Here is an 18,405-nt window from a genome sequence, read left to right on the forward strand (position 1 = left end):
TTCAACACTTACTCCGGTCCCATGCTTCGCGGTCGACCGGAGTTAATGCTTTAGCACTTACTCCGGTCCCATGCTTCGCGGTCGACCGGAGTTAATGCTTCAACACTTACTCCGGTCCCATGCTTCGCGGTCGACCGGAGTTAATGCTTCAACACGTACTCCGGTCCCATGCTTCGATATGGCCTGCTGACGATGCACGCGACGTACGCGCGCGAAGATCAGCCGTTGCGATGCAGTTGCATGACGGCGCGCTCGGGCTCGCCCTTCACGAAGATGGGCATGACGGCGAGCGCGCGCTCGATCGACGCGTCGATCACATCCTGCTCTTCGCGGCGCGGCGGCTTGAGCACGAAGTTCGCGACGTCGGGCTTGGCACCCGCGCGCGCGCCTTCGGGAATCAGGTCACGTGGATGCCCGATGCCGATGCGCAAGCGCCAGTATTGCTGCGTCGTCAGATGCGCGGAAATGTCCTTCAGGCCGTTGTGGCCGCCGCTGCCGCCGCCGAGCTTGAGCTTGACGGTGCCGGGCGGCAGGTCGAGCTCGTCGTGCGCGACAAGGATCTCGTCGGGCAGGATCTTGAAGAAGCTCGCAAGCGCGACGACCGACTGGCCCGAGCGGTTCATATAGGTCTGCGGCTTGAGCAGATGCACTTCCACACCGTAGAGGCGCGCCTTCGCATAGTGGCCGTGGAAGCGCCGCTCGTCGCGCAGCGTCGTGCCGGCATCGCGCGCGAGTTGGTCCACGAGCCAGAAGCCCGCGTTATGGCGCGTTGCCGTGTATTCGGCGCCCGGATTGCCGAGCCCGACGATCAACCTGATCATTGTGGTGTTCCGCCTGCAGAATTCGTTGAAGCAACCGCCAAGTGTACGAAAAAACTGCGAAAAAAAACCCGCCGGGGCGAACCGCGGCGGGTCACGTCGTCCGTTTCATTGAAACGGATCGAGAGGATCAGCTTTTTTGCTGTAAAGCCGGTTGCAAAGCCGCGGCGCTTATTCAGCTGCCGGTGCTTCTTCGCCTTCAGCTGCCGCCTGGGCGCCAGCCGGCACGGGTGCCGATGCGACCACTGGGTTATCGGCTTCAACGTGCGCGACCAGCGTCACGCCTGCGGGCAGCGTGATGTCCTTGGCGTGCAGCGACTGACCAGCTTCGATCTTCGCGAGGTCGACTTCGAGGAATTCCGGCAGTGCGCCCGGCAGGCACACCACTTCGATTTCGGCGAGGACGTGCGAGATGATCGCGCCACCCAGCTTGACGGCCGGGTTGGTTTCCTGGTTCATGAAGTGCAGGGGCACCTTCGTGTGGATCTTCTTGTTCGGATCGACACGCTGGAAGTCCACGTGCAGCACGAGCTGACGGAACGGGTGGTATTGCACGTCGCGCAGCAGGACTTGCTGCGACTTGCCGGCCACTTCGAGGTCGAGAATCGACGAGTGGAAGGCTTCTTTCTTCAGGGCGTGCCACAGCGCGTTGTGGTCGAGCTCGACCAGTTGCGGCTCGGCGCCGAAACCGTAGACGATGCCCGGCGTCTTGCCAGCATTGCGCAGGCGGCGGCTCGCACCCGTACCTTGCAGATTGCGTTCGAAAGCGATGACTTTCATGATGTTCTCAGTTATTGCACTGCCCGCGACCAGGCAGTCAGTAAAACGGGGCCGTTCAGGCATTATTTCTGCCAAAAGGCCCCAGCGATACGGCGCAAACCTTCGTCCGCTTGCGCCGATTACACCAAAGCGCGGCATCCTTGCGAATGCCGCGCTTTGGCGCGAATCTCTTTAGCTTTCAGCGAACAGCGACATCACCGAGTCGCCGCGGCGGATACGCGAGAACGTTTCTGCCAGCAGACCTGCGCTCGTGAGCGAACGGACCTTCGCGCACGCGCGGGCTTCAGCGCCCAGCGGAATCGTGTCGGTCACGACCAGCTCGTCGAGCGCCGAGGCGGCGATGCGCTCGCCTGCGCCACCCGAAAGAACCGGGTGCGTGGCGTATGCAAACACCTTCTTCGCGCCGCGTTCCTTGAGCACTTGCGCTGCCTTGCAGAGCGTGCCGGCGGTGTCGACCATGTCGTCCATGATCACGCAGGTGCGGCCTTCGACTTCACCGATGATGTTCATCACTTCGGCGACGTTCGCCTTAGGACGACGCTTGTCGATGATCGCGAGATCGCAGTTCAGCTGCTTGGCGAGCGCACGGGCGCGCACCACGCCGCCGACGTCCGGCGAAACGACCAGCAGGTTCTCGTAGTTCTGCTTGCGCAGATCGCCGAGCAGCACGGGCGTTGCGTAGATGTTGTCGACGGGAATATCGAAGAAACCCTGGATCTGGTCAGCGTGCAGATCCATCGTAATGATCCGCTCGACGCCCGCGATTTCCAGCATGTTCGCCACGACCTTCGCCGAGATGGCGACGCGCGCCGAACGGGGGCGGCGGTCTTGACGGGCATAGCCGAAGTAGGGGATGGCTGCGGTGATCCGGCCTGCGGATGCGCGCTTGAGCGCATCGACCATGATCATCAGTTCCATCAGATTGTCGTTGGTCGGCGCGCAGGTCGACTGGAGGACGAAGACGTCCTTGCCGCGCACGTTTTCCTGGATTTCGACTTGGATCTCACCGTCGGAGAAGCGGCTAACCATAGCCTTACCGAGGGGGATACCGAGGATCTTGACGACTTCCTGTGCAAGCGCGGGATTGGCGTTGCCAGTAAAAACCATCAGGCCGTCATGGCTGCTCATCATGCACCTGCTGCGGACTTGGGGGGCGAGAGGAATTACTTGGGTGAACTGCTTTAGAATTTTTGGCAGGGGAGGAAGGACTCGAACCCTCGCATGCCGGAATCAAAATCCGGTGCCTTAACCAACTTGGCGACTCCCCTACACTCAACTTCGAGCCTGACTGACCGGTAGGACGATCAGCCACGCAAAACTATGCCGCGAAAGCGAAGAGTGGATGCTTGTCCAGGCTCGATGCGACTGCGCTTCTCCAGTCTGCCGGAAGCCGCGCTTGCGCCGCTTCTGCTTCAGCCCGACTGGCGAACGCTGCGAAAACACTTGCGCCCGACCCGGTCATCCGCGCGGGTGCGATGTTTTCAAACCATCTCAGCACCTGCGCTACTTCCGCGTATTTTCCTGCGACAACCGCTTGCATATCGTTTCGGCCGAAACTGTCTGGCCATCCGTTCTGCGCTGCTTGCTGTGCAAGAAAGACTGCTATTGTGCAGGTCCTTGTGTCCCTTGTCAATGACTTTTCTGAAAAAATTTCAGCAGTAGGAACATGAACCCGCGGCGTCACGACCAAAAAATGACGCGGGGGCAATTGTACAGCCTCCAGCGCCTCGCCGACACCCTCCGCGAACGCATTTTTTCCGAACACGAAGAACGGCACATCGGCGCCCAGTTTGAGCGCGAGCGCCTGCAGTTCCCCGCGCGGCAAGTTGAGCTTCCACAGGCGATTGAGCGCGAGCAGCGTGGTGGCCGCATCCGAGCTGCCGCCGCCAAGACCCGCGCCCATCGGCAGACGCTTTTCGATGTCGATCTCGACACCCTCGTTCGTGCCGGTATGTTGCTTGAGCAACGTTGCGGCGCGCACGGTGAGGTCGTGTTCAGCCGGGACGCCGTCGACTTCCGTCGTACGCGTGATGCGGCCGTCGAGGCGGCGCGTGAAATGCAGCGTGTCGCCCCAGTCGAGCAACTGGAAGACGGTCTGCAGGTCGTGATAGCCATTGGGCCGACGGCCCGTGATGTGCAGGAAGAGATTGAGTTTCGCGGGCGCGAGGCAGTCGCGCAGCGAGTCCTGAGTTTCGGTCATGATACTGGGCGCCCAACGGCGGCAAGCGTTTCGCGCCTGCCGCCGCTCAAGCGCGATTCCTTTACTGGTCGAGCACGAGCTTGATCTGGAGCGGCGGATCTTCGCGCGTGAGGTTCACGCGCTTGACGCCGGTGGCGGGTGCGTCTGCGTAAGCGAGATAGTCGATCGTCCAGCCGTCTTGCTGGATCTGCGCGAGACGTTGCGGATCTTTCGGATCGGGCGTGGTCTGCGCGCGCGAGGTGGGCGCAACCGATGGCTGCAGCCAGTAGCGCAAGCCCTCCACGGGCAGCGCGAAGCCGAGCGCCTGCTGCATCAGCGTGCTGACGTTATCCGCGGTGAGCGGCTGCTTGTTCGGCAACTCGAGCATGGCCTCGGCCGGCGACGATGTGACGACGGCGAGCGTCTGCCCAAGCGGATTGAGCAGTTCCAGCGTCACGGTCGAGTCGGTTTCGCGCCAGTCGAAATTGCCGTAGGCATTGCGCTGCTGGCCGTTCTGGTCGTTGTACTGGACGGCGAAGCGGCCATGATAGGCGCGGCTCGTTTGCGCGGTGAGCGACGTCGTGGCGCGTGCGGTGGACGGCTCGTGCGGCAGTTGCGTCGCGCAGCCCCCGAGCGTGATCAACCCGGTGAGCAGCGCGGCCGCCGCCACGCCCAGCGCCGGCCGCCGGATCACGCCGCCGGCGATCCGGCGTGAGACAGAACTCGCAAATACGGCGGCAGTGGCGGCGGGGCGGCGATGCAGGGGAAATTCAGCCATCAGAGATCGTTGACCTGGAAGCGCTTGAGCGTCTTCAGGAGTGTGTCGTTATCGGGTTCGAGCTTGCGCGCCTCGCGCCAGGCCTGGAGCGCGCCGGCCTGGTCGCCGTTCTTCCACAGCACCTCGCCGAGGTGCGCGCCGATCTCGGCGTTCGGCTGCAGGTCGTAGGCCTTGCGCAGCAGCTTGATGGCGTCGGCGTTGTCGCCCAGGCGGTACTTCACCCAGCCCACGCTGTCCATGATGAACGCGTCGTCCGGGGCGAGCGCCGAAGCTTTTTCGACGAGCTTGTCCGCTTCCTGCAGGCGCAGGTTGCGGTCCGCGAGCGAGTAGCCGAGTGCGTTGTAGGCCTGCGGGTTGTCCGGCTGCGATTTGATCAACTGGCGCAACTGCGTTTCCATGACGTCGTAATGGCCGTTCTTTTCGGCGGCCATGGCGTAGTCATAAGCGAGATCGGGGTCGTCCGGGAAGTCGGCGGTGGCCTTGGCAAGGCGCGCCTCTGCCTCCGAATAGCGCTTCGCGTCGAACAGGATGGCGGCGTCCGTGCGGGCGATCAGCGCCTGGTCGCGCGGGTCGTCGGCCTGGATGCTCGCGAGCTGACGGCGTGCGTCGTCGACCTTGCCCTCTTTGTCGAGCATCTGCGCACGCGTGATTTGCGCGGGCACGTATTGCTGGCTGTTGGGCTGGATCTTGTCGAGCCACTGCTGCGCTTGCGCATTGTCCTTCTGCTCGGCCGCGAGCTGCGCAAGATAAATGTAGCCTTGGCCCGGATCCGCGCCCGGCGTTTTCTCCGCCACCTGCGAGTACTGCATCAGATATTGCCTGGCGTCGTCGTACTTCTTCTGCTGCACGTCGATGAGCGAAAGCGCCATCAGCGGCATCAGGTCCGTCGAGCTGGCTTTGTGCAGGATTTCGAACTGCTTTTTCGCGTCGTCGAGCCGGTCTGCGGCGAGGTAGGTTTGCGCAAGCGCAAGACGTCCTTCGCGCGACTTCGGATTCTGCTGAACATATTTTTCGATCGACGCGACGCCTTCCTGGCGCTCCTCCGGTCCCATCTGCGCGAGCATCAGCGCCGCGGGCAGGTAGTCGGGCTTGATCGCGAGCGCCTGCTCGAACGCTTTGCGCGCCGCGGGCACGTCGTCGACGAGCAGTTCCTGGCGGCCGAGGGCAAGCTGCGCCTCGGGGCGGTTCATGTCGTCCTTGAGCAGCGCCTTGAGCGTGTCGAGGCCGCCCGCACGATTCGGGCCGCGCGAGAGCAGCAGTTGCAGCGAGAGCAGCGCCTGGCCGCGGCTGTCGGCCGGCACGCGGGCCAGCTCGCGCGCAAGCAGCGGCTGCGCGTCGGCGGGCTTGCCGGAGAGCACGAGCAGCGATGCGTCGAGCTGCGCAGCGCGCTCGGAATCCGGCGCGTACTGTTGCCAGAGCTGCACCGCGGTGAGCGCGTCGGTGGGGCTTTGCGCAGCAAGCGCGATTTCCGTCGCACGCTGCGCCATGCGCGGGTCGTGCGTGTCGCGCGCGAGCGCGAGATAGGTCTGATAGGCCGGCGCCGGCTGGTCGCGCTGCAGCGCGATTTCGGCCGCGAGCACCTGGAAGACGATCTGGCTCGTGAGCGGTGCGCCTGGCAGGTCCTTCATCTCATCGGGCGAGGCGGGACCGAATGCATCCGGCATGGTGACGGAAGTGTCGTCCGTGTCGGGGGCCTGATCCTGTGCATACGCGCTCGACGCGCTCAGCGCCCACGCCGCGAGCGCCGCCGCCGCGATCAGGCGCCGGGGGCCGAACGCGCGCAGCGGCGACGCCTCGCGCAGACGCGGCGCTGCCGCTTTCGACTCGTGTGGCGAGCGCTTCGCAAACAGCTTTACGAAAGACAGTTCCATGGAATTCCGTCGAATGTTTCGGTCGATTGTAACGCGCTGGATACAATACGCGCACAACGATGCCGCAAGTTGCAGACCAGCCCTGCTACGCTCGCCGGAACATTTCAGCACAACCTCACAAGCCCTTAGACATGCCAGAGCTGCCAGAAGTTGAAGTTACCCGCAGGGGCATCGAGCCATGGGTCGCGGGCCGCCGTGTCGAGCGCGTCGACGTGCGCAATCCGGCCCTGCGCTGGCCCGTGCCGGCCACGCTCGCACGTACGCTGCGGGGCCGCACGATCCGTTCCGTGGGCCGACGAGGCAAGTATCTGCTATTCGAGGTCGATGAGGGCTGGTTCATTGTCCATCTTGGCATGACCGGGACGCTGCGCGTGTTACGTAATCTTCCAAAGCCGCCGGCGGCGGAGAAGCACGATCACGTCGACTGGCTCTTCGACGACTTCACACTGCGTTTTCGCGACCCACGCCGTTTCGGCGCCGTGCTCTGGCATCCGCGCGAGGCCGGCGATGTGCTGGGCCATCCGCTCCTTGCGAATCTCGGCATCGAGCCTTTCACGAGCGCGTTCTCGGGCGCACTGCTGTTTCGCGAGACGCGTGGCCGCAAGGTTTCCGTCAAGCAGGCGCTGCTCGCCGGCGACATCGTGGTGGGCGTTGGCAATATCTACGCGTCGGAAAGTCTTTTTCGCGCGGGCATCCGGCCAACCACGGCAGCGGGCCGCGTCTCGCTCGCGCGCTACGAATTGCTCGCGGACGCCGTGCGCGCCGTGCTGGCCTCGGCGATCGAGAAGGGCGGCAGCACCTTGCGCGACTTCGTCGGCAGCAACGGCGAAAGTGGCTACTTTCAGCTCGAATATTTCGTTTATGACCGCGCGGGCCAGCCTTGCCGCGTATGCGGCACGCCGATCAAGCAGATCGTGCAGGGCCAGCGGTCCACTTATTTCTGTCCGCGCTGTCAGCGCTGATTGGCAAGCTCTTCCATGTATCTCTCATCCGCTTCTACCGAAAAGCTCGCCCCGGGCACTTATCCCAACCACCTGCTCGCGAGCTTCGCCCCGCGCCTGATCGCATGGCAGCGCGAGCATGGCCGCCACGATCTGCCATGGCAGAACACGCGCGACCCCTATCGCATCTGGCTCTCGGAAATCATGCTGCAGCAGACGCAGGTTTCCACGGTGATTCCGTATTACGCGCGATTTCTCGAACGCTTTCCCACTGTAGAGGCGCTTGCCGCCGCTCCCATCGACGACGTGATGGCTCTCTGGGCCGGCCTCGGCTACTACTCGCGTGCGCGCAATCTGTATCGATGCGCGCAGGTGGTGGCCGGGGAGCACGGCGGCCAGTTTCCGTCGACGGTTGAAGGGCTCGCCGATTTGCCTGGCATCGGCCGCTCGACGGCGGCGGCGATCGCGTCGTTCGCGTTCGGCGCGCGCGCGACGATCCTCGATGGCAACGTGAAGCGCGTGCTTGCGCGCGTGTTCGGCGTGGAAGGCTTTCCCGGTGAGAAGCGCGTGGAGAACGCAATGTGGACGCTCGCCGAGTCGCTCGTGCCTGGCGCCGATGCAAGCGATGCGGACGTGAGCGCCTACACGCAAGGCCTGATGGATCTCGGCGCGACGCTGTGCACGCGCGGCAAGCCCGATTGCGAGCGCTGCCCCTTCGCGGGCGATTGTGTGGCGAAGACGACGGGCCGTCAGCGCCAACTGCCCGCCGCGCGTCCGAAGAAGGCGGTGCCCACGCGGCGCACGTGGATGCTCGTGCTGCTCGACGGCGATGCGGTGATGCTCGAGAAGCGCCCGCCTACGGGTATCTGGGGCGGCCTGTGGAGCCTGCCCGAGGCGGCTGGCGAAGCGGCGCTGGCTGAGCGCGCGCAGATGTTCGGCGCGACAGCGAAGGCCTCGCCGCTCGCGCCACTCACGCACACGTTCACGCACTTCAAGCTCGACATCGAGCCCCGCGTGGTCGAGTTCGAGCACAAGGGCGCCGTGCTTGCGGCGAACGAGGGGGAAACGGTGTGGGTCACGCTGCGCGAGATCGACGCCTATGGCGTGCCCGCGCCGGTGCGCAAGCTGCTCGATAGCCTGTGCGGCTCGTTAATTTGAGGCAAAAGCGCAGGCGCGGAGCGCGGCGCGAGGAAAGCCTCGTTACAGCAGCTGATGCTGCTGCATGTAGTGATGCACGACGTCGATGCGCGCACCGGCGTCGTCCAGTTCCATCAGTTTCTGTCGCGCGCGCAGCGCGATCGGCAGGACTTCCGCGAGTCGGTTCGACACCCACGACGGATCGTCGAAGCGGAACGGCTCCGCGAACGGCAGGCTTGCCGGGTCGCGCTCGCGTATCGTCGCGATGATGCGCTCGAGCACCTCGGCGCACGCGCCAAAGCGCGCGAGACGCTCAGAGCCTTCGAGCGGGATGTCCTCGGGCAGCGGCTCGGCCATGCCGACCAGCAAGCCGTCGGCTTCCGAGCGATGCGAGAGCAGCCTGAAGCGCCGCGTGCCATGCGCGCGGATGAGCAGCATGCCGAACGTTTCGACGTCGCACTGTTCGATTTCAGCGAGACAGCCCACGTTTTCGGGCACGGCTGCGGTTTCATCGGGCTGTGCGACTTCGGCGCCGCTCTTGAGCAGGCACACGCCGAACGGCGTGTTCTCGCGCAGGCATTCGCGCGCCATGTCCAGATAACGCGCTTCGAAGATCTTCAGCGGCAACAGGCCGCCGGGGAAGAGCACCGTATGCAGCGGAAAGAGCGGCAAATCGGCAAGCACGGCAGGAGAAGAGGACATGGCGCAACGCTTTCAGTTAAGGCCGCGCTTGCGCGGCCAGTTAGGCGATCAGCCGGGACGATTCTCCGACGTCGAGTGGCGCGTCGCGATGACGCACGATGACGTTCGACTCGCCGACAAAGCGCGTGGCGAGCGTCTGGGCAATGTAGACCGAGCGATGCTGGCCGCCGGTGCAGCCGATTGCGACGGTCAGATAGCTGCGGTTGTCGTCGCGAAAATGCGGCAACCATTTCGCGACGAACGCGTAGATGTCGTCGATCATTGTGTGGACGGCCGGCTGCGCATTCAGAAACTCGATCACGGGCTCATCGAGCCCGGTGAGCGGCCGTAGACGGGCGTCGTAGTGCGGGTTCGGCAGCGTGCGCACGTCGAACACGAGGTCTGCGTCGAGCGGCACGCCGCGCTTGAAGCCGAACGATTCGAAGGTGAGCATCAGCGAGCCGCGCCCGCCTTCGACAAACACCTTGATCCACTGGCGCAGCGAGTTGGCGCTCAGGTTGCTCGTGTCGACCTGATGGCCGAACTCGGCGAGATTCGCGACCAGCTCGCGCTCGTGCTCGATCGCCTCTTCAAGGGACTTGAGCATGCCGACGTTGGCGTCGTGCGTGACCGACCCGGAGAGTGGGTGGCGGCGGCGCGTCTCCGAAAAGCGCTGAATGAGCGACTGCGTGCTCGCATTGAGGAACAGCACGCGCACGTCGTGTTCGCGCGCGAGATCGCGAATCATCTCCGGCATATCTTCGAACGAGGAACTCGAGCGCGCGTCGATTGCAACCGCGAGACGCTCATAGCCGTCTTCGGAGAGATATTGGGCGAGCTGTGGCAAAAAGCGCGGTGGCAGATTGTCGACGCAAAAGTAGCCGACGTCTTCGAGCGCGTTCAGCGCCACTGACTTGCCGGAACCCGAGATGCCGGTGATCAGGATGATACGCATGGGAAAGTGGATGAACCCGATTGGGTCATCATAGCATCCGATCTGCGCCGCGGTGATGACGCTCCCGAGGCACATCGCGCGTCACGGGCTCGCGCACTGGGCCGGAAAGCGGTGGATAAGCGGTGAAAAAGCGGCCAGGCGTGCCCCCCAGAGCGCGACGACGGCCGTGTTTGCGGGAAGTACGCGGCGTGCGCGGCAGGACGCCGCGCGGCGCGTCAGATCAGCTTGCCGGGGAACTGGCTGTCCGGGTCCTGCATGGCGAGGCGCTGGCGGTCCATGAAGTCGCGTAGGGTGTCGATGCCGCGCAATTGCAGGATGGTGTTGCGCACGGCGGCCTCGACGAGCACGGCCAGGTTGCGGCCCGCCGCCACCTGAATCGTGACCTTGCTGATGGGCAGGCCGAGCACGTCCACCGTCTGGCTTTCCAGCGGCAGGCGCTGGAATTCGCCGTCGGGCCGGCGCACGAGCTGCACGATGAGCTTGAGCTTCATCTTCCGGCGCACTGCGGTCTCGCCGAAGATCGTCTTGATGTCGAGCAGACCCAGGCCGCGTACTTCGAGCAGGTTCTGCAACAGCGGCGGGCAACGGCCTTCGACGAAATCGGGGCCGAGGCGCACGAAGTCCACGGCGTCGTCGGCCACGAGGCCGTGGCCTCGGCTGATGAGCTCGAGACCCAGCTCGCTCTTGCCCAGGCCCGAGTCGCCGGTGAGCAGCACGCCCATGCCGAGAATGTCGAGGAACACGCCGTGCAGCGTCGCGCGCGGCGCGAGGATGCGTGACATGTACAGGCGCAGGCTGTCGATTACCGTCGCCGCTGACATCGGCGTGGTGAAGAGCGGCGTGGAGGAGCGTGTGCAGCGCAGGACCAGTTCGGGCGGTGCGGTCATGCCGTCGGCGACCACGAGGAACGGCGGCTCGAGCGCGATGAGCTCGGCCATGTGGCGCGAGCGGTCTTCGTCGGTCTGGCGCTGGTAGTAGTGGATCTCGGCGTCGCCGAGCACCTGGATGCGGTTCGGGTGGATCAGGTTCAGGTGGCCGACGAGGTCGGCACTGGCCGTCGCCGTTGCCACCGTCTCGGCCGAAAAGCCGCGTTCCCAGCCTTCGTGCCCCGTCAGCCAGCTGAGTTTCAGCGTGGTGGCGTTGTCGTCGAAGATGCTTTGGGCGTTGATGCTGGAAGTGTCCATGAGTCCTGGCGCAAAATGCGCAAAAAGCCACGAAAAGCCGCGCGTTACATCAACACGCGTTACATCAAGCTTGCCACTGGGTGAGCAGTCGATGCAACGTCTCGCGATCTTCTTCCGTGTGCAGCCGCTCGCGCGTTTCGCGATCCGACAGCAGTTGGGCGATCTCGGACAGAATTTCAAGATGCTGCTGCGTGGCCTGTTCCGGCACGAGCAGAAAGATGAGCAGCGAGACGGGCTGGCCGTCCGGTGCTTCGAAGGGAATCGGCTCGGCCAGGCGCACGAAGGCGGCGAGCGGCTGCTTCAGGCCCTTGATGCGCCCGTGCGGAATGGCCACGCCTTCACCGAGGCCGGTGGAGCCGAGGCGCTCGCGCGCGAACAGATTGTCGGTAACCGTGCTGCGGGCAATGCCGTTCTGGTTTTCGAAGATCAGGCCAGCTTGTTCGAAGACGCGTTTCTTGCTGGTAACGGACAGGCCGACGACGACGTTCTCGATGGGAAGTATTTTGGCTAAACGATTCATGTTGGCAGGCGAAAACGTGGCCTGAATGCTCCTCACACCGACATCAGGCGCAGTTGATGCGCGAGGCGGCATGCCGTTGCGCGCAAGAGAAACCCTGCGCAGCCGGCGCCTCGCCTGGCTCAATCAGCGCGGTGCCGGGACCGTGGGGACGTATTACCCCGAAAGCGACTGGACCATTATAGAACAAGCGTACTGGCCGATGGTGCGATGCGCCATGCATCGGCGCAACCATTGTTGCGTGGTTGCACCCCTGAGCACCGTTCGGTGCCGCTCGTTCATGCCTGGCACCCATCGAAAAGCTCGTCAAAAAGCTCATCAAAAAAAGCCGCCCGGCAAGGGCGGCTTCGTTTGCGGTCTGTTCGGGACCGCGTCTGCACTTTCGATCGTGCCTTGAAGCGGGGCCGCATCCGCAGCCCCGGCATTCAGCGCATCACTGCGGCGGGACTTCGATCGGGGCGGCCGGTTGATACTTCAGCGACTCGTGCTGATGCCCTTGCAGGCGGTCCTTGTGACGCACGACCTGACGATCGAGTTTGTCGACCATGAGATCAATGGCGGCATACATGTCGCCGTTTGCGCTCTCCACGAAAATATCCTTGCCTTTCAGATGAAGGTTCACTTCAACCTTCTGTCTCTTGTCCTTTTCCTTATGGTTGTCGACCGAGAGGACCACATTGCCATCGATGACCTGATCGAAATGTCTTAGCACCCTGTCCAGTTTGGTGATCACGTATTCTCGCAACGCTGGCGTTACTTCGAGATGGTGTCCACTGATCTTCAGATTCATAGTGCTTCTCCAGGCTATAGGCCGCGTGACGCGTGAAGCGCGGCTGTGCCGGTCGACTGACTTGCCCAGGTCGTACGGCTCCCCGAAAGGCCGTTACGAGGGGCTAGCTCGGCCGGCCCTATCCGCCAACTGGCGCCGCGGCCGGAAAATGCCCATTCCGTTAAGACCGGAACAGGCCTAAAGAGACTTGCGCAGGTTGACCGCCGGGATCTTCAGCGCTTCACGGTATTTCGCGACGGTCCGTCGCGCGACCACGAAGCCCTGTTCCGCCAGCAGTTCGGCTATGCGGCTGTCCGAAAGAGGGGATTTGGTGTTCTCGGCTCCTATGAGTTGCTTGATGAGAGCACGGATGGCGGTAGACGATGCAGCGCCTCCGGTGTCCGTTGAAACGTGCGATCCGAAGAAGTACTTAAATTCAAGTGTCCCGAATGGAGTCAGCATGTATTTACCGGTTGTCACACGCGAGACAGTTGATTCGTGTAGGCCCAGCGTATCAGCAATCTCCCTCAAAACCAAGGGGCGCATGGCAATCTCGCCGTGCGCGAAGAAGTTCTTCTGACGCTCGACGATCGCCTGCGCGACGCGCAGGATCGTTTCGAAGCGCTGCTGGATGTTCTTGATGAGCCAGCGCGCTTCCTGCAACTGCTGCCGCAGCGACCCGCTGCCCGGGTCGCCCCGGTTGTTGCGCAGGATGTTGGCGTACAGGTGGTTGATGCGCAGCTTCGGCACCACCTCCGGATTGAGCTCGGCGTGCCAGTTCTGGCCCGTCTTCTTCACGATGATGTCCGGCACCACGTAGTCGGCTTCGGCCTTGCCGTACGCCGCGCCCGGAAACGGCTCGAGCGAGCGGATCAGCGTATGCGCTTCGCGTAACTCGTCGTCGCCGGTCTTCAGTTGCTTGCGCAAGCGCGTGAAGTCGCGCGCGGCGAGCAGTTCCAGATGGTGCGACACGATCTCGAGCGCGAGCGTGCGTGTGGGCGACGAATTGACGCGCAGCAATTGCAGCTTCAGGCATTCCGACGCCGAGCGCGCACCCACGCCCGCCGGGTCGAAGCTGTGCAGGAGCGCCAGCGCCGCGTTCAGTTCGTCGGCATCGACTTCCAGCTCTTCCGGGATATCGGCAAGGATTTCCTCGCAGGTCGCCGAGAGATAGCCGTCGTCGTCGAGCGATTCGATCAGGAACGTAATGAGCGCGCGATCACGCTGGCTCGCATTGGTCTCGCGCAGTTGCGCCGTCAGATGGTCGCGCAGCGTGGTAGTCGATTCGTGGACTTGCAGCGGTGGCAGGTCGTCCTCGTCGGAGGCGCTGCCGGAGCGGCCGCCGTAGTCGTCGAGGTTCCACTGGCTGGCCTCGCCGTTCGCATCGCCGCCGAGGCCGTCGTATTCGTCTACGCCTCGCGGTTCGCCTTCGCCGCTTTCACTGCCGCTGCCCGACGACGTCGTGCCGTTGCCCGCGCCCTGCATCGGCTCGGCGCCCGCGGGCGTGGGCGGCTGGGCGATCACCGAGCCGTCCGCTGCCACGCGCAATGGGCTCGCGATCCAGTCGTCCTCGTTCTCGAGCAGGGGGTTCTGCGAGATCGCTGTGGCGACCTCTTGCTGCAGCTCAAGCGTCGACAGCTGCAGCAGCCGGATGGACTGCTGTAGCTGCGGGGTCAGCGCGAGATGCTGCGAGAGGCGGAGTTGGAGGCTGGCTTTCATGGCGGTGTGCGATTCATTGTAAAGAGTTTGCCACGCTCGCGATACCAGGCAACATTCGCGAAAACGCGTGTGCTCTGCGGTGGTGCGCGGGCTGCCGCAGGGACGAATTTGGTGCGCAAACAGGTGCGCGCGAGGCGCTCGCGCGCGAGCCTGCGCCTTTAGTAGCGCATGTGCCTCATTGGGCAATCACCAACGGGCAAACACAACAGAAAACTCAGGGGATTGGGGGCGAGGCGGACGATAGCTCGCCGGCCGCGCGTGGCCGGCGAGCTATTGCCCGGGTACGGCGAGCGGCATCCGGGGCGCGGGTCGTGTACCCGGCCCGCCCCGGATGGGCGTGTCACATGCGGAAGTGTTCGCCGAGATAGACGCGGCGCACGTTCTCGTTCTCGATGATCTCGCCGGGGGCGCCCGCGGCGAGCACGCTGCCGTCGCTGATGATGTACGCGTGGTCGCAGATGCCGAGCGTCTCGCGCACGTTGTGGTCCGTGATCAGCACGCCGATGTTGCGCTGCTTGAGGAACTTCACGATCTTCTGGATTTCCAGCACGGCGATCGGGTCGACGCCTGCAAACGGCTCGTCGAGCAGGATGAAGCTCGGATCGGTCGCGAGTGCGCGCGCGATTTCGACGCGGCGGCGCTCGCCGCCCGACAGCGAGAGCGCTGGATTGTCGCGCAGGTGTGCGATCTGGAGCTCGTCGAGGAGCGCGTCCGAGCGCGTGGCGATGGCGTCCTTCGACAGGCGTTTGCCGTGCTCGTCGGTCTGCAGCTCCAGCACCGCGCGGATGTTCTCTTCCACGGTGAGCTTGCGGAACACCGAAGCTTCCTGCGGCAGATACGAAAGGCCGAGCGCCGCGCGCTTGTGAATCGGCAAGAGGCTAATGGACTCGCCGTCCAGATCGATCTCGCCCGCGTCGAGCGGCACGAGGCCCACGATCATGTAGAACGACGTGGTCTTGCCGGCGCCGTTGGGCCCGAGCAGCCCGACCACTTCGCCGCTCTTCACGTCGAGCGAAACGTCCTTGACGACGGTGCGCGAGCCGTAGCGCTTCTTGAGGTTGCGTACGACGAGCGAGCTCGTCTTGCCTGCGGCCGTGCGCTGATGGATGGGGGAGGCGGTGGCGGTATTCACTGTTGCGGCGCTCCCTTGAGTGTCGTGGAGGGCACGAGCGTGGCCGACGCCCCGGCGAGCGGCTGTGCGCCGCCATTGCGCGGCGAAAGCGTCGCGCGCACGCGGCCCTTCGGGTTGCCGGGGCCGGCGACGTCCGAGCCCGACTTCGCGGTATAGAAGTCGTTCTGGCCGTCATAGGTGATGACGCTGCCATGCACCGTGTCCATCACCGTCGAGAGGCCTTGCAGGCGGCGCACCGTCGCGCGAGTCGTGAGCGTGGTGAGATCCTGCTTGCCGTCGTAGTCGATGCGCTCTGCCGTGCCGTCGACGTATTCGTCGATGCCTTCGCGCTTCTGGCGGAAGTAGGCGAGGTTGGCGTCCGGCGTGCCCGGCGCCACCGTGCCGGTCGCGTACTGGTAGCCCTGCGGGTCTTGCGTGACGACGAGCTTGTCGGCCTTGATCAGGATCGTGCCTTTCGTGGCGACCACATGGCCCGTGAAGATGGTCTGCTGCTTCAGGTCGTCATACGTCATGTTGTCCGCTTCGATGTTGAGCGGCTTGTCCTTGTCGGCGCGTTCGGCGTGCGCGGCGGGCGCCATGCACGCGAGCGGGATCGCGGCTGCGAACGCGGCCAGCGTCGCGATCGCAGCGCGGCGCCAGCCCTGCGCGAGCGGGCGGTCGGACAAAGGTCGTAGAAGCGAATCGTTCATGCAGTCGTGCCTTGGGGTGGACGGCCCGTGGGATCAGGACGAGCCGCCGGAGTCAGCCGGGGCGATCGCGCCGCGGACGTTGCCGAAGAGCTGGATGACCCGGGTGACGTTGTTGTAGTTCATGCCGCTGGTGGCCGTCATGACCGACGGGCCGCGACGAAGTTTAACCGGCTTTTCGGTCAGGATCACATCGTCGTTCACGAGCACGCGGAAATGCTCGGAATCAGCCTGCATATCGGGATCGCCGGCGCCGGCGGCACGCAGGATGCGCGCGTTGTCGTACAGGTCGACGATCGAGGCGTCGCCGTTGACCGTGCCGCGCTTGCCCGTGGCCGTGACCACCGGCTTGCCGGGCTGGAACGCGCGCACCGCGGGCATCGTGAGGTCGCTGTTCGAGTCGTCCTCGTAGTGCACCATGTGCACGGCGGTGAGACGGTATTGCGTGGAGCCCGACTGGTCGAGCTCGGACACCGAGAAGTTGTCGGCGAAATAGTCGGGCGTGTGCGTGAGCGGGCGCGGCGGGGCTTCGTTCTCGCGCGGCTTGACGGCCTGCATCAGCCACCAGGTGAAGCCGGCAAGCATGGCCACGCAGACGATCGGCACAAGCGAGGTGAGGCTGAATCGCGACTGTCTCATCAGGACTCCGCGGCGCGCGGGGAGGATGAGGCGCAAGCGGCCGCGAGCATGGCGTCGTAGTGACCCTGGGCGCGCAGGATCAGGTCGGTGACTTCGCGCACGGCGCCATGGCCGCCGGTTTTGTCGGTGACCCAGTGGGCGCGCGCGAGCACTTCCGGATGCGCGTTCGCGGGAGCCGCGCCAAAGCCGCATTGGAGCATGACGGCGAGGTCGGGCCAGTCGTCGCCCATGTAGCCGCATTGCTCGCGTGTGATGCCGGTCTCGGTGAGCAAGGCTTCGAACGCGACGCGCTTGTCCTCGACGCCCTGATAGAGATGCGTGATGCGCAGTTCCTTCGCGCGCACGGCGACGATCTCCGAGCGGCGCCCGGTGATGATGGCCGTGTCGATGCCCGCTTCGCGCAGGAGCTTGGCTCCATGGCCGTCGAGCGAGTTGAAGTCCTTCATCGTGTCGCCTGCGCCCGTGAACAGCAGGCCGCCGTCGGTGAGCACGCCGTCGACGTCGAAAATCATCAAGCGCACGCGCGCGGCGCGCGCGTTCGCATCAAGCCCGGGGGCCGCATTCATCAGATCACCTTCTTGGAGAACAGGTCGTGCATATTGAGTGCGCCGATGAGCGCGCCTTCGGCGTCGACCACCAGCATCTGATTGATGCGATGGCGCTCCATCAGTTCCACGGCTTCCACTGCGAGCCGGTCGGGACCGATGGTGCGCGGGCCTTTGGTCATGACCTGGGCGATCGGCAGGTCGCGGAAATCGCCCGCGCGCTCGAGCACGCGGCGCAGGTCGCCGTCGGTGAAGATGCCGGCCACGCGGTTCTCTTCGTCGACGATGGCGGTCATGCCCATGCGTTTGGCGGTGAGCTGGAAGAGCGCGTCGCGCACCGTGGCGTCCGCGCGCACCTTCGGAATGGCGTCGCCCGTGCGCATCACGTCGTGCACGTAAGTGAGCAGGCGCCGGCCGAGCGCGCCGCCCGGGTGCGAGCGCGCGAAGTCGTCGGCGCCGAAGCCGCGCGCGTCGAGCACCGCGACCGCGAGCGCGTCGGAGAGCGCGAGCGCCGCCGTCGTGCTCGCGGTGGGCGCGAGATTCAGCGGGCAGGCTTCCTTCTCGACGCCGGCGTTCAGATGCACGTCGGAGAGCTTGCCGAGCGTCGATTGCGGGCGGTTGCCGGTCATGCCGATGAGCTTCGCGCCGATGCGCTTGACGAGCGGCAGGATGGCCACGAGCTCTTCCGACTCGCCGGAATTGGACAGGCCGATGAAGACGTCGTCGGCGGTCACCATGCCGAGGTCGCCGTGGCTTGCTTCGGCGGGATGCACGAAGAACGCGGGCGTGCCCGTGGAGGCGAGAGTGGCCGCGAGTTTGCGGGCAATGTGGCCCGATTTGCCGATGCCGGAAACGACTACGCGTCCGCGGCAACTGAGGATGAGATCGACCGCGCCGACGAAGTCGTCGTCGAGCTGGTCGCGAAGCCCGCGCACGGCGTCAGCTTCGATGTCGAGCACGTCGCGAGCGAGCTTGAGCGCCCGGTCGCCATTGATTTTCGCTATCATTCGCGGAGTATAGCAAAGGCGTATGCGCGCCGCGCCGGCGCCCACAGCGTGAAAGTCCCGGCTTTTG

At 64.6% G+C, this 18,405-nt stretch carries 19 protein-coding genes and 1 tRNA gene; 2 read left to right on the forward strand and 18 right to left on the reverse strand.

Annotated features, from left to right (window positions below; genetic code table 11):
* Window positions 1–218 precede the first annotated feature (218 nt).
* The 7 genes from pth to EYW47_RS17660 all read right to left on the reverse strand — a co-directional run bounded on the left by pth (window position 219) and on the right by EYW47_RS17660 (window position 6,426).
* Window positions 219–821 carry an aminoacyl-tRNA hydrolase gene (pth, locus tag EYW47_RS17630; protein WP_133196129.1) on the reverse strand — a complete coding sequence of 201 codons (603 nt, stop codon included), beginning with the start codon at window positions 819–821 and terminating at the stop codon, window positions 219–221.
* 168 nt (window positions 822–989) lie between these two features.
* Window positions 990–1,598 carry a 50S ribosomal protein L25/general stress protein Ctc gene (locus tag EYW47_RS17635; protein ID WP_133196130.1) on the reverse strand — a complete coding sequence of 203 codons (609 nt, stop codon included), beginning with the start codon at window positions 1,596–1,598 and terminating at the stop codon, window positions 990–992.
* A gap of 171 nt (window positions 1,599–1,769) precedes the next feature.
* Window positions 1,770–2,726 carry a ribose-phosphate pyrophosphokinase gene (locus tag EYW47_RS17640; protein ID WP_133196317.1) on the reverse strand — a complete coding sequence of 319 codons (957 nt, stop codon included), beginning with the start codon at window positions 2,724–2,726 and terminating at the stop codon, window positions 1,770–1,772.
* A 63-nt stretch (window positions 2,727–2,789) separates the two neighbouring features.
* Window positions 2,790–2,866: transfer RNA gene (locus tag EYW47_RS17645), tRNA-Gln, on the reverse strand.
* Window positions 2,867–2,916: 50 nt separating this feature from the next.
* Complete coding sequence (gene ispE / locus EYW47_RS17650; protein WP_133196131.1) at window positions 2,917–3,798, reverse strand: 4-(cytidine 5'-diphospho)-2-C-methyl-D-erythritol kinase; 882 nt, start codon at window positions 3,796–3,798, stop codon at window positions 2,917–2,919.
* A 61-nt stretch (window positions 3,799–3,859) separates the two neighbouring features.
* On the reverse strand, window positions 3,860–4,555 hold the full coding sequence (gene lolB / locus EYW47_RS17655; protein ID WP_133196132.1) for a lipoprotein insertase outer membrane protein LolB: 696 nt from the start codon (window positions 4,553–4,555) through the stop codon (window positions 3,860–3,862).
* Window positions 4,555–6,426, reverse strand: a complete 1,872-nt coding sequence (locus tag EYW47_RS17660; RefSeq protein WP_133196133.1) for a tetratricopeptide repeat protein — start codon at window positions 6,424–6,426, stop codon at window positions 4,555–4,557. Before EYW47_RS17660 ends, lolB begins: the two co-directional genes overlap by 1 nt.
* A 131-nt stretch (window positions 6,427–6,557) precedes the next feature.
* On the opposite strand from EYW47_RS17660, the gene mutM reads away from it, so the two are divergent.
* Both mutM and mutY read left to right on the forward strand, forming a co-directional pair.
* Window positions 6,558–7,388: a bifunctional DNA-formamidopyrimidine glycosylase/DNA-(apurinic or apyrimidinic site) lyase gene (mutM, locus tag EYW47_RS17665; protein WP_133196134.1), complete on the forward strand. Its 831-nt coding sequence runs from the start codon at window positions 6,558–6,560 to the stop codon at window positions 7,386–7,388.
* Between the two features lie 15 nt (window positions 7,389–7,403).
* Complete coding sequence (mutY, locus tag EYW47_RS17670; RefSeq protein ID WP_133196135.1) at window positions 7,404–8,525, forward strand: A/G-specific adenine glycosylase; 1,122 nt, start codon at window positions 7,404–7,406, stop codon at window positions 8,523–8,525.
* A gap of 42 nt (window positions 8,526–8,567) precedes the next feature.
* Here mutY and EYW47_RS17675 read toward each other — a convergent pair whose 3' ends face one another.
* The 11 genes from EYW47_RS17675 to kdsD form a co-directional block, all read right to left on the reverse strand.
* Window positions 8,568–9,206: an LON peptidase substrate-binding domain-containing protein gene (locus tag EYW47_RS17675; protein WP_133196136.1), complete on the reverse strand. Its 639-nt coding sequence runs from the start codon at window positions 9,204–9,206 to the stop codon at window positions 8,568–8,570.
* Window positions 9,207–9,246: 40 nt separating this feature from the next.
* Window positions 9,247–10,140, reverse strand: a complete 894-nt coding sequence (rapZ, locus tag EYW47_RS17680; protein WP_133196137.1) for an RNase adapter RapZ — start codon at window positions 10,138–10,140, stop codon at window positions 9,247–9,249.
* Between the two features lie 215 nt (window positions 10,141–10,355).
* Window positions 10,356–11,324: an HPr(Ser) kinase/phosphatase gene (gene hprK, locus EYW47_RS17685; RefSeq protein ID WP_027795920.1), complete on the reverse strand. Its 969-nt coding sequence runs from the start codon at window positions 11,322–11,324 to the stop codon at window positions 10,356–10,358.
* Window positions 11,325–11,388: 64 nt separating this feature from the next.
* Window positions 11,389–11,916, reverse strand: a complete 528-nt coding sequence (ptsN, locus tag EYW47_RS17690; protein WP_133196318.1) for a PTS IIA-like nitrogen regulatory protein PtsN — start codon at window positions 11,914–11,916, stop codon at window positions 11,389–11,391.
* A 358-nt stretch (window positions 11,917–12,274) separates the two neighbouring features.
* Complete coding sequence (gene hpf / locus EYW47_RS17695) at window positions 12,275–12,631, reverse strand: ribosome hibernation-promoting factor, HPF/YfiA family (RefSeq protein WP_133196138.1); 357 nt, start codon at window positions 12,629–12,631, stop codon at window positions 12,275–12,277.
* A 177-nt stretch (window positions 12,632–12,808) separates the two neighbouring features.
* Window positions 12,809–14,329 (reverse strand): RNA polymerase factor sigma-54, encoded by a 1,521-nt coding sequence (locus EYW47_RS17700; protein ID WP_133196139.1) that lies wholly within the window; start codon window positions 14,327–14,329, stop codon window positions 12,809–12,811.
* Between the two features lie 340 nt (window positions 14,330–14,669).
* Window positions 14,670–15,437: an LPS export ABC transporter ATP-binding protein gene (gene lptB, locus EYW47_RS17705; protein WP_133196319.1), complete on the reverse strand. Its 768-nt coding sequence runs from the start codon at window positions 15,435–15,437 to the stop codon at window positions 14,670–14,672.
* Window positions 15,438–15,457: 20 nt separating this feature from the next.
* The gene (lptA, locus tag EYW47_RS17710) at window positions 15,458–16,150 is read right to left on the reverse strand and encodes a lipopolysaccharide transport periplasmic protein LptA (RefSeq protein WP_133196140.1); all 693 of its coding nucleotides are present in this window, start codon (window positions 16,148–16,150) and stop codon (window positions 15,458–15,460) included.
* A gap of 33 nt (window positions 16,151–16,183) precedes the next feature.
* Window positions 16,184–16,786, reverse strand: a complete 603-nt coding sequence (gene lptC / locus EYW47_RS17715; RefSeq protein ID WP_133196141.1) for an LPS export ABC transporter periplasmic protein LptC — start codon at window positions 16,784–16,786, stop codon at window positions 16,184–16,186.
* Window positions 16,786–17,352, reverse strand: a complete 567-nt coding sequence (locus EYW47_RS17720; protein WP_133196142.1) for a KdsC family phosphatase — start codon at window positions 17,350–17,352, stop codon at window positions 16,786–16,788. Before EYW47_RS17720 ends, lptC begins: the two co-directional genes overlap by 1 nt.
* Entirely contained in the window at window positions 17,352–18,338 is a 987-nt protein-coding gene (gene kdsD, locus EYW47_RS17725) for an arabinose 5-phosphate isomerase KdsD (protein WP_133196143.1), read from the reverse strand. The genes EYW47_RS17720 and kdsD overlap by 1 nt, the downstream gene beginning before the upstream one ends.
* Window positions 18,339–18,405: the final 67 nt, after the last annotated feature.

The sequence above is a fragment of the Paraburkholderia silviterrae genome (assembly GCF_004353915.1).
GTDB classification, from domain to species: Bacteria; Pseudomonadota; Gammaproteobacteria; order Burkholderiales; family Burkholderiaceae; genus Paraburkholderia; species Paraburkholderia silviterrae.

Coding starts and splice junctions, on each gene's coding strand:
- kdsD (WP_133196143.1), bottom strand. CDS start 18,338: ATGATAGCGAAAATCAATGGCGACCGGGCGCTCAAGCTCGCTCGCGAC.
- hpf (WP_133196138.1), bottom strand. CDS start 12,631: ATGAATCTGAAGATCAGTGGACACCATCTCGAAGTAACGCCAGCGTTG.
- lptA (WP_133196140.1), bottom strand. CDS start 16,150: ATGAACGATTCGCTTCTACGACCTTTGTCCGACCGCCCGCTCGCGCAG.
- EYW47_RS17640 (WP_133196317.1), bottom strand. CDS start 2,726: ATGAGCAGCCATGACGGCCTGATGGTTTTTACTGGCAACGCCAATCCC.
- EYW47_RS17720 (WP_133196142.1), bottom strand. CDS start 17,352: ATGAATGCGGCCCCCGGGCTTGATGCGAACGCGCGCGCCGCGCGCGTG.
- EYW47_RS17675 (WP_133196136.1), bottom strand. CDS start 9,206: ATGTCCTCTTCTCCTGCCGTGCTTGCCGATTTGCCGCTCTTTCCGCTG.
- mutY (WP_133196135.1), top strand. CDS start 7,404: ATGTATCTCTCATCCGCTTCTACCGAAAAGCTCGCCCCGGGCACTTAT.
- EYW47_RS17660 (WP_133196133.1), bottom strand. CDS start 6,426: ATGGAACTGTCTTTCGTAAAGCTGTTTGCGAAGCGCTCGCCACACGAG.
- mutM (WP_133196134.1), top strand. CDS start 6,558: ATGCCAGAGCTGCCAGAAGTTGAAGTTACCCGCAGGGGCATCGAGCCA.
- hprK (WP_027795920.1), bottom strand. CDS start 11,324: ATGGACACTTCCAGCATCAACGCCCAAAGCATCTTCGACGACAACGCC.
- pth (WP_133196129.1), bottom strand. CDS start 821: ATGATCAGGTTGATCGTCGGGCTCGGCAATCCGGGCGCCGAATACACG.
- ptsN (WP_133196318.1), bottom strand. CDS start 11,916: ATGCCGCCTCGCGCATCAACTGCGCCTGATGTCGGTGTGAGGAGCATT.
- ispE (WP_133196131.1), bottom strand. CDS start 3,798: ATGACCGAAACTCAGGACTCGCTGCGCGACTGCCTCGCGCCCGCGAAA.
- EYW47_RS17700 (WP_133196139.1), bottom strand. CDS start 14,329: ATGAAAGCCAGCCTCCAACTCCGCCTCTCGCAGCATCTCGCGCTGACC.
- lptC (WP_133196141.1), bottom strand. CDS start 16,786: ATGAGACAGTCGCGATTCAGCCTCACCTCGCTTGTGCCGATCGTCTGC.
- rapZ (WP_133196137.1), bottom strand. CDS start 10,140: ATGCGTATCATCCTGATCACCGGCATCTCGGGTTCCGGCAAGTCAGTG.
- lolB (WP_133196132.1), bottom strand. CDS start 4,555: ATGGCTGAATTTCCCCTGCATCGCCGCCCCGCCGCCACTGCCGCCGTA.
- EYW47_RS17635 (WP_133196130.1), bottom strand. CDS start 1,598: ATGAAAGTCATCGCTTTCGAACGCAATCTGCAAGGTACGGGTGCGAGC.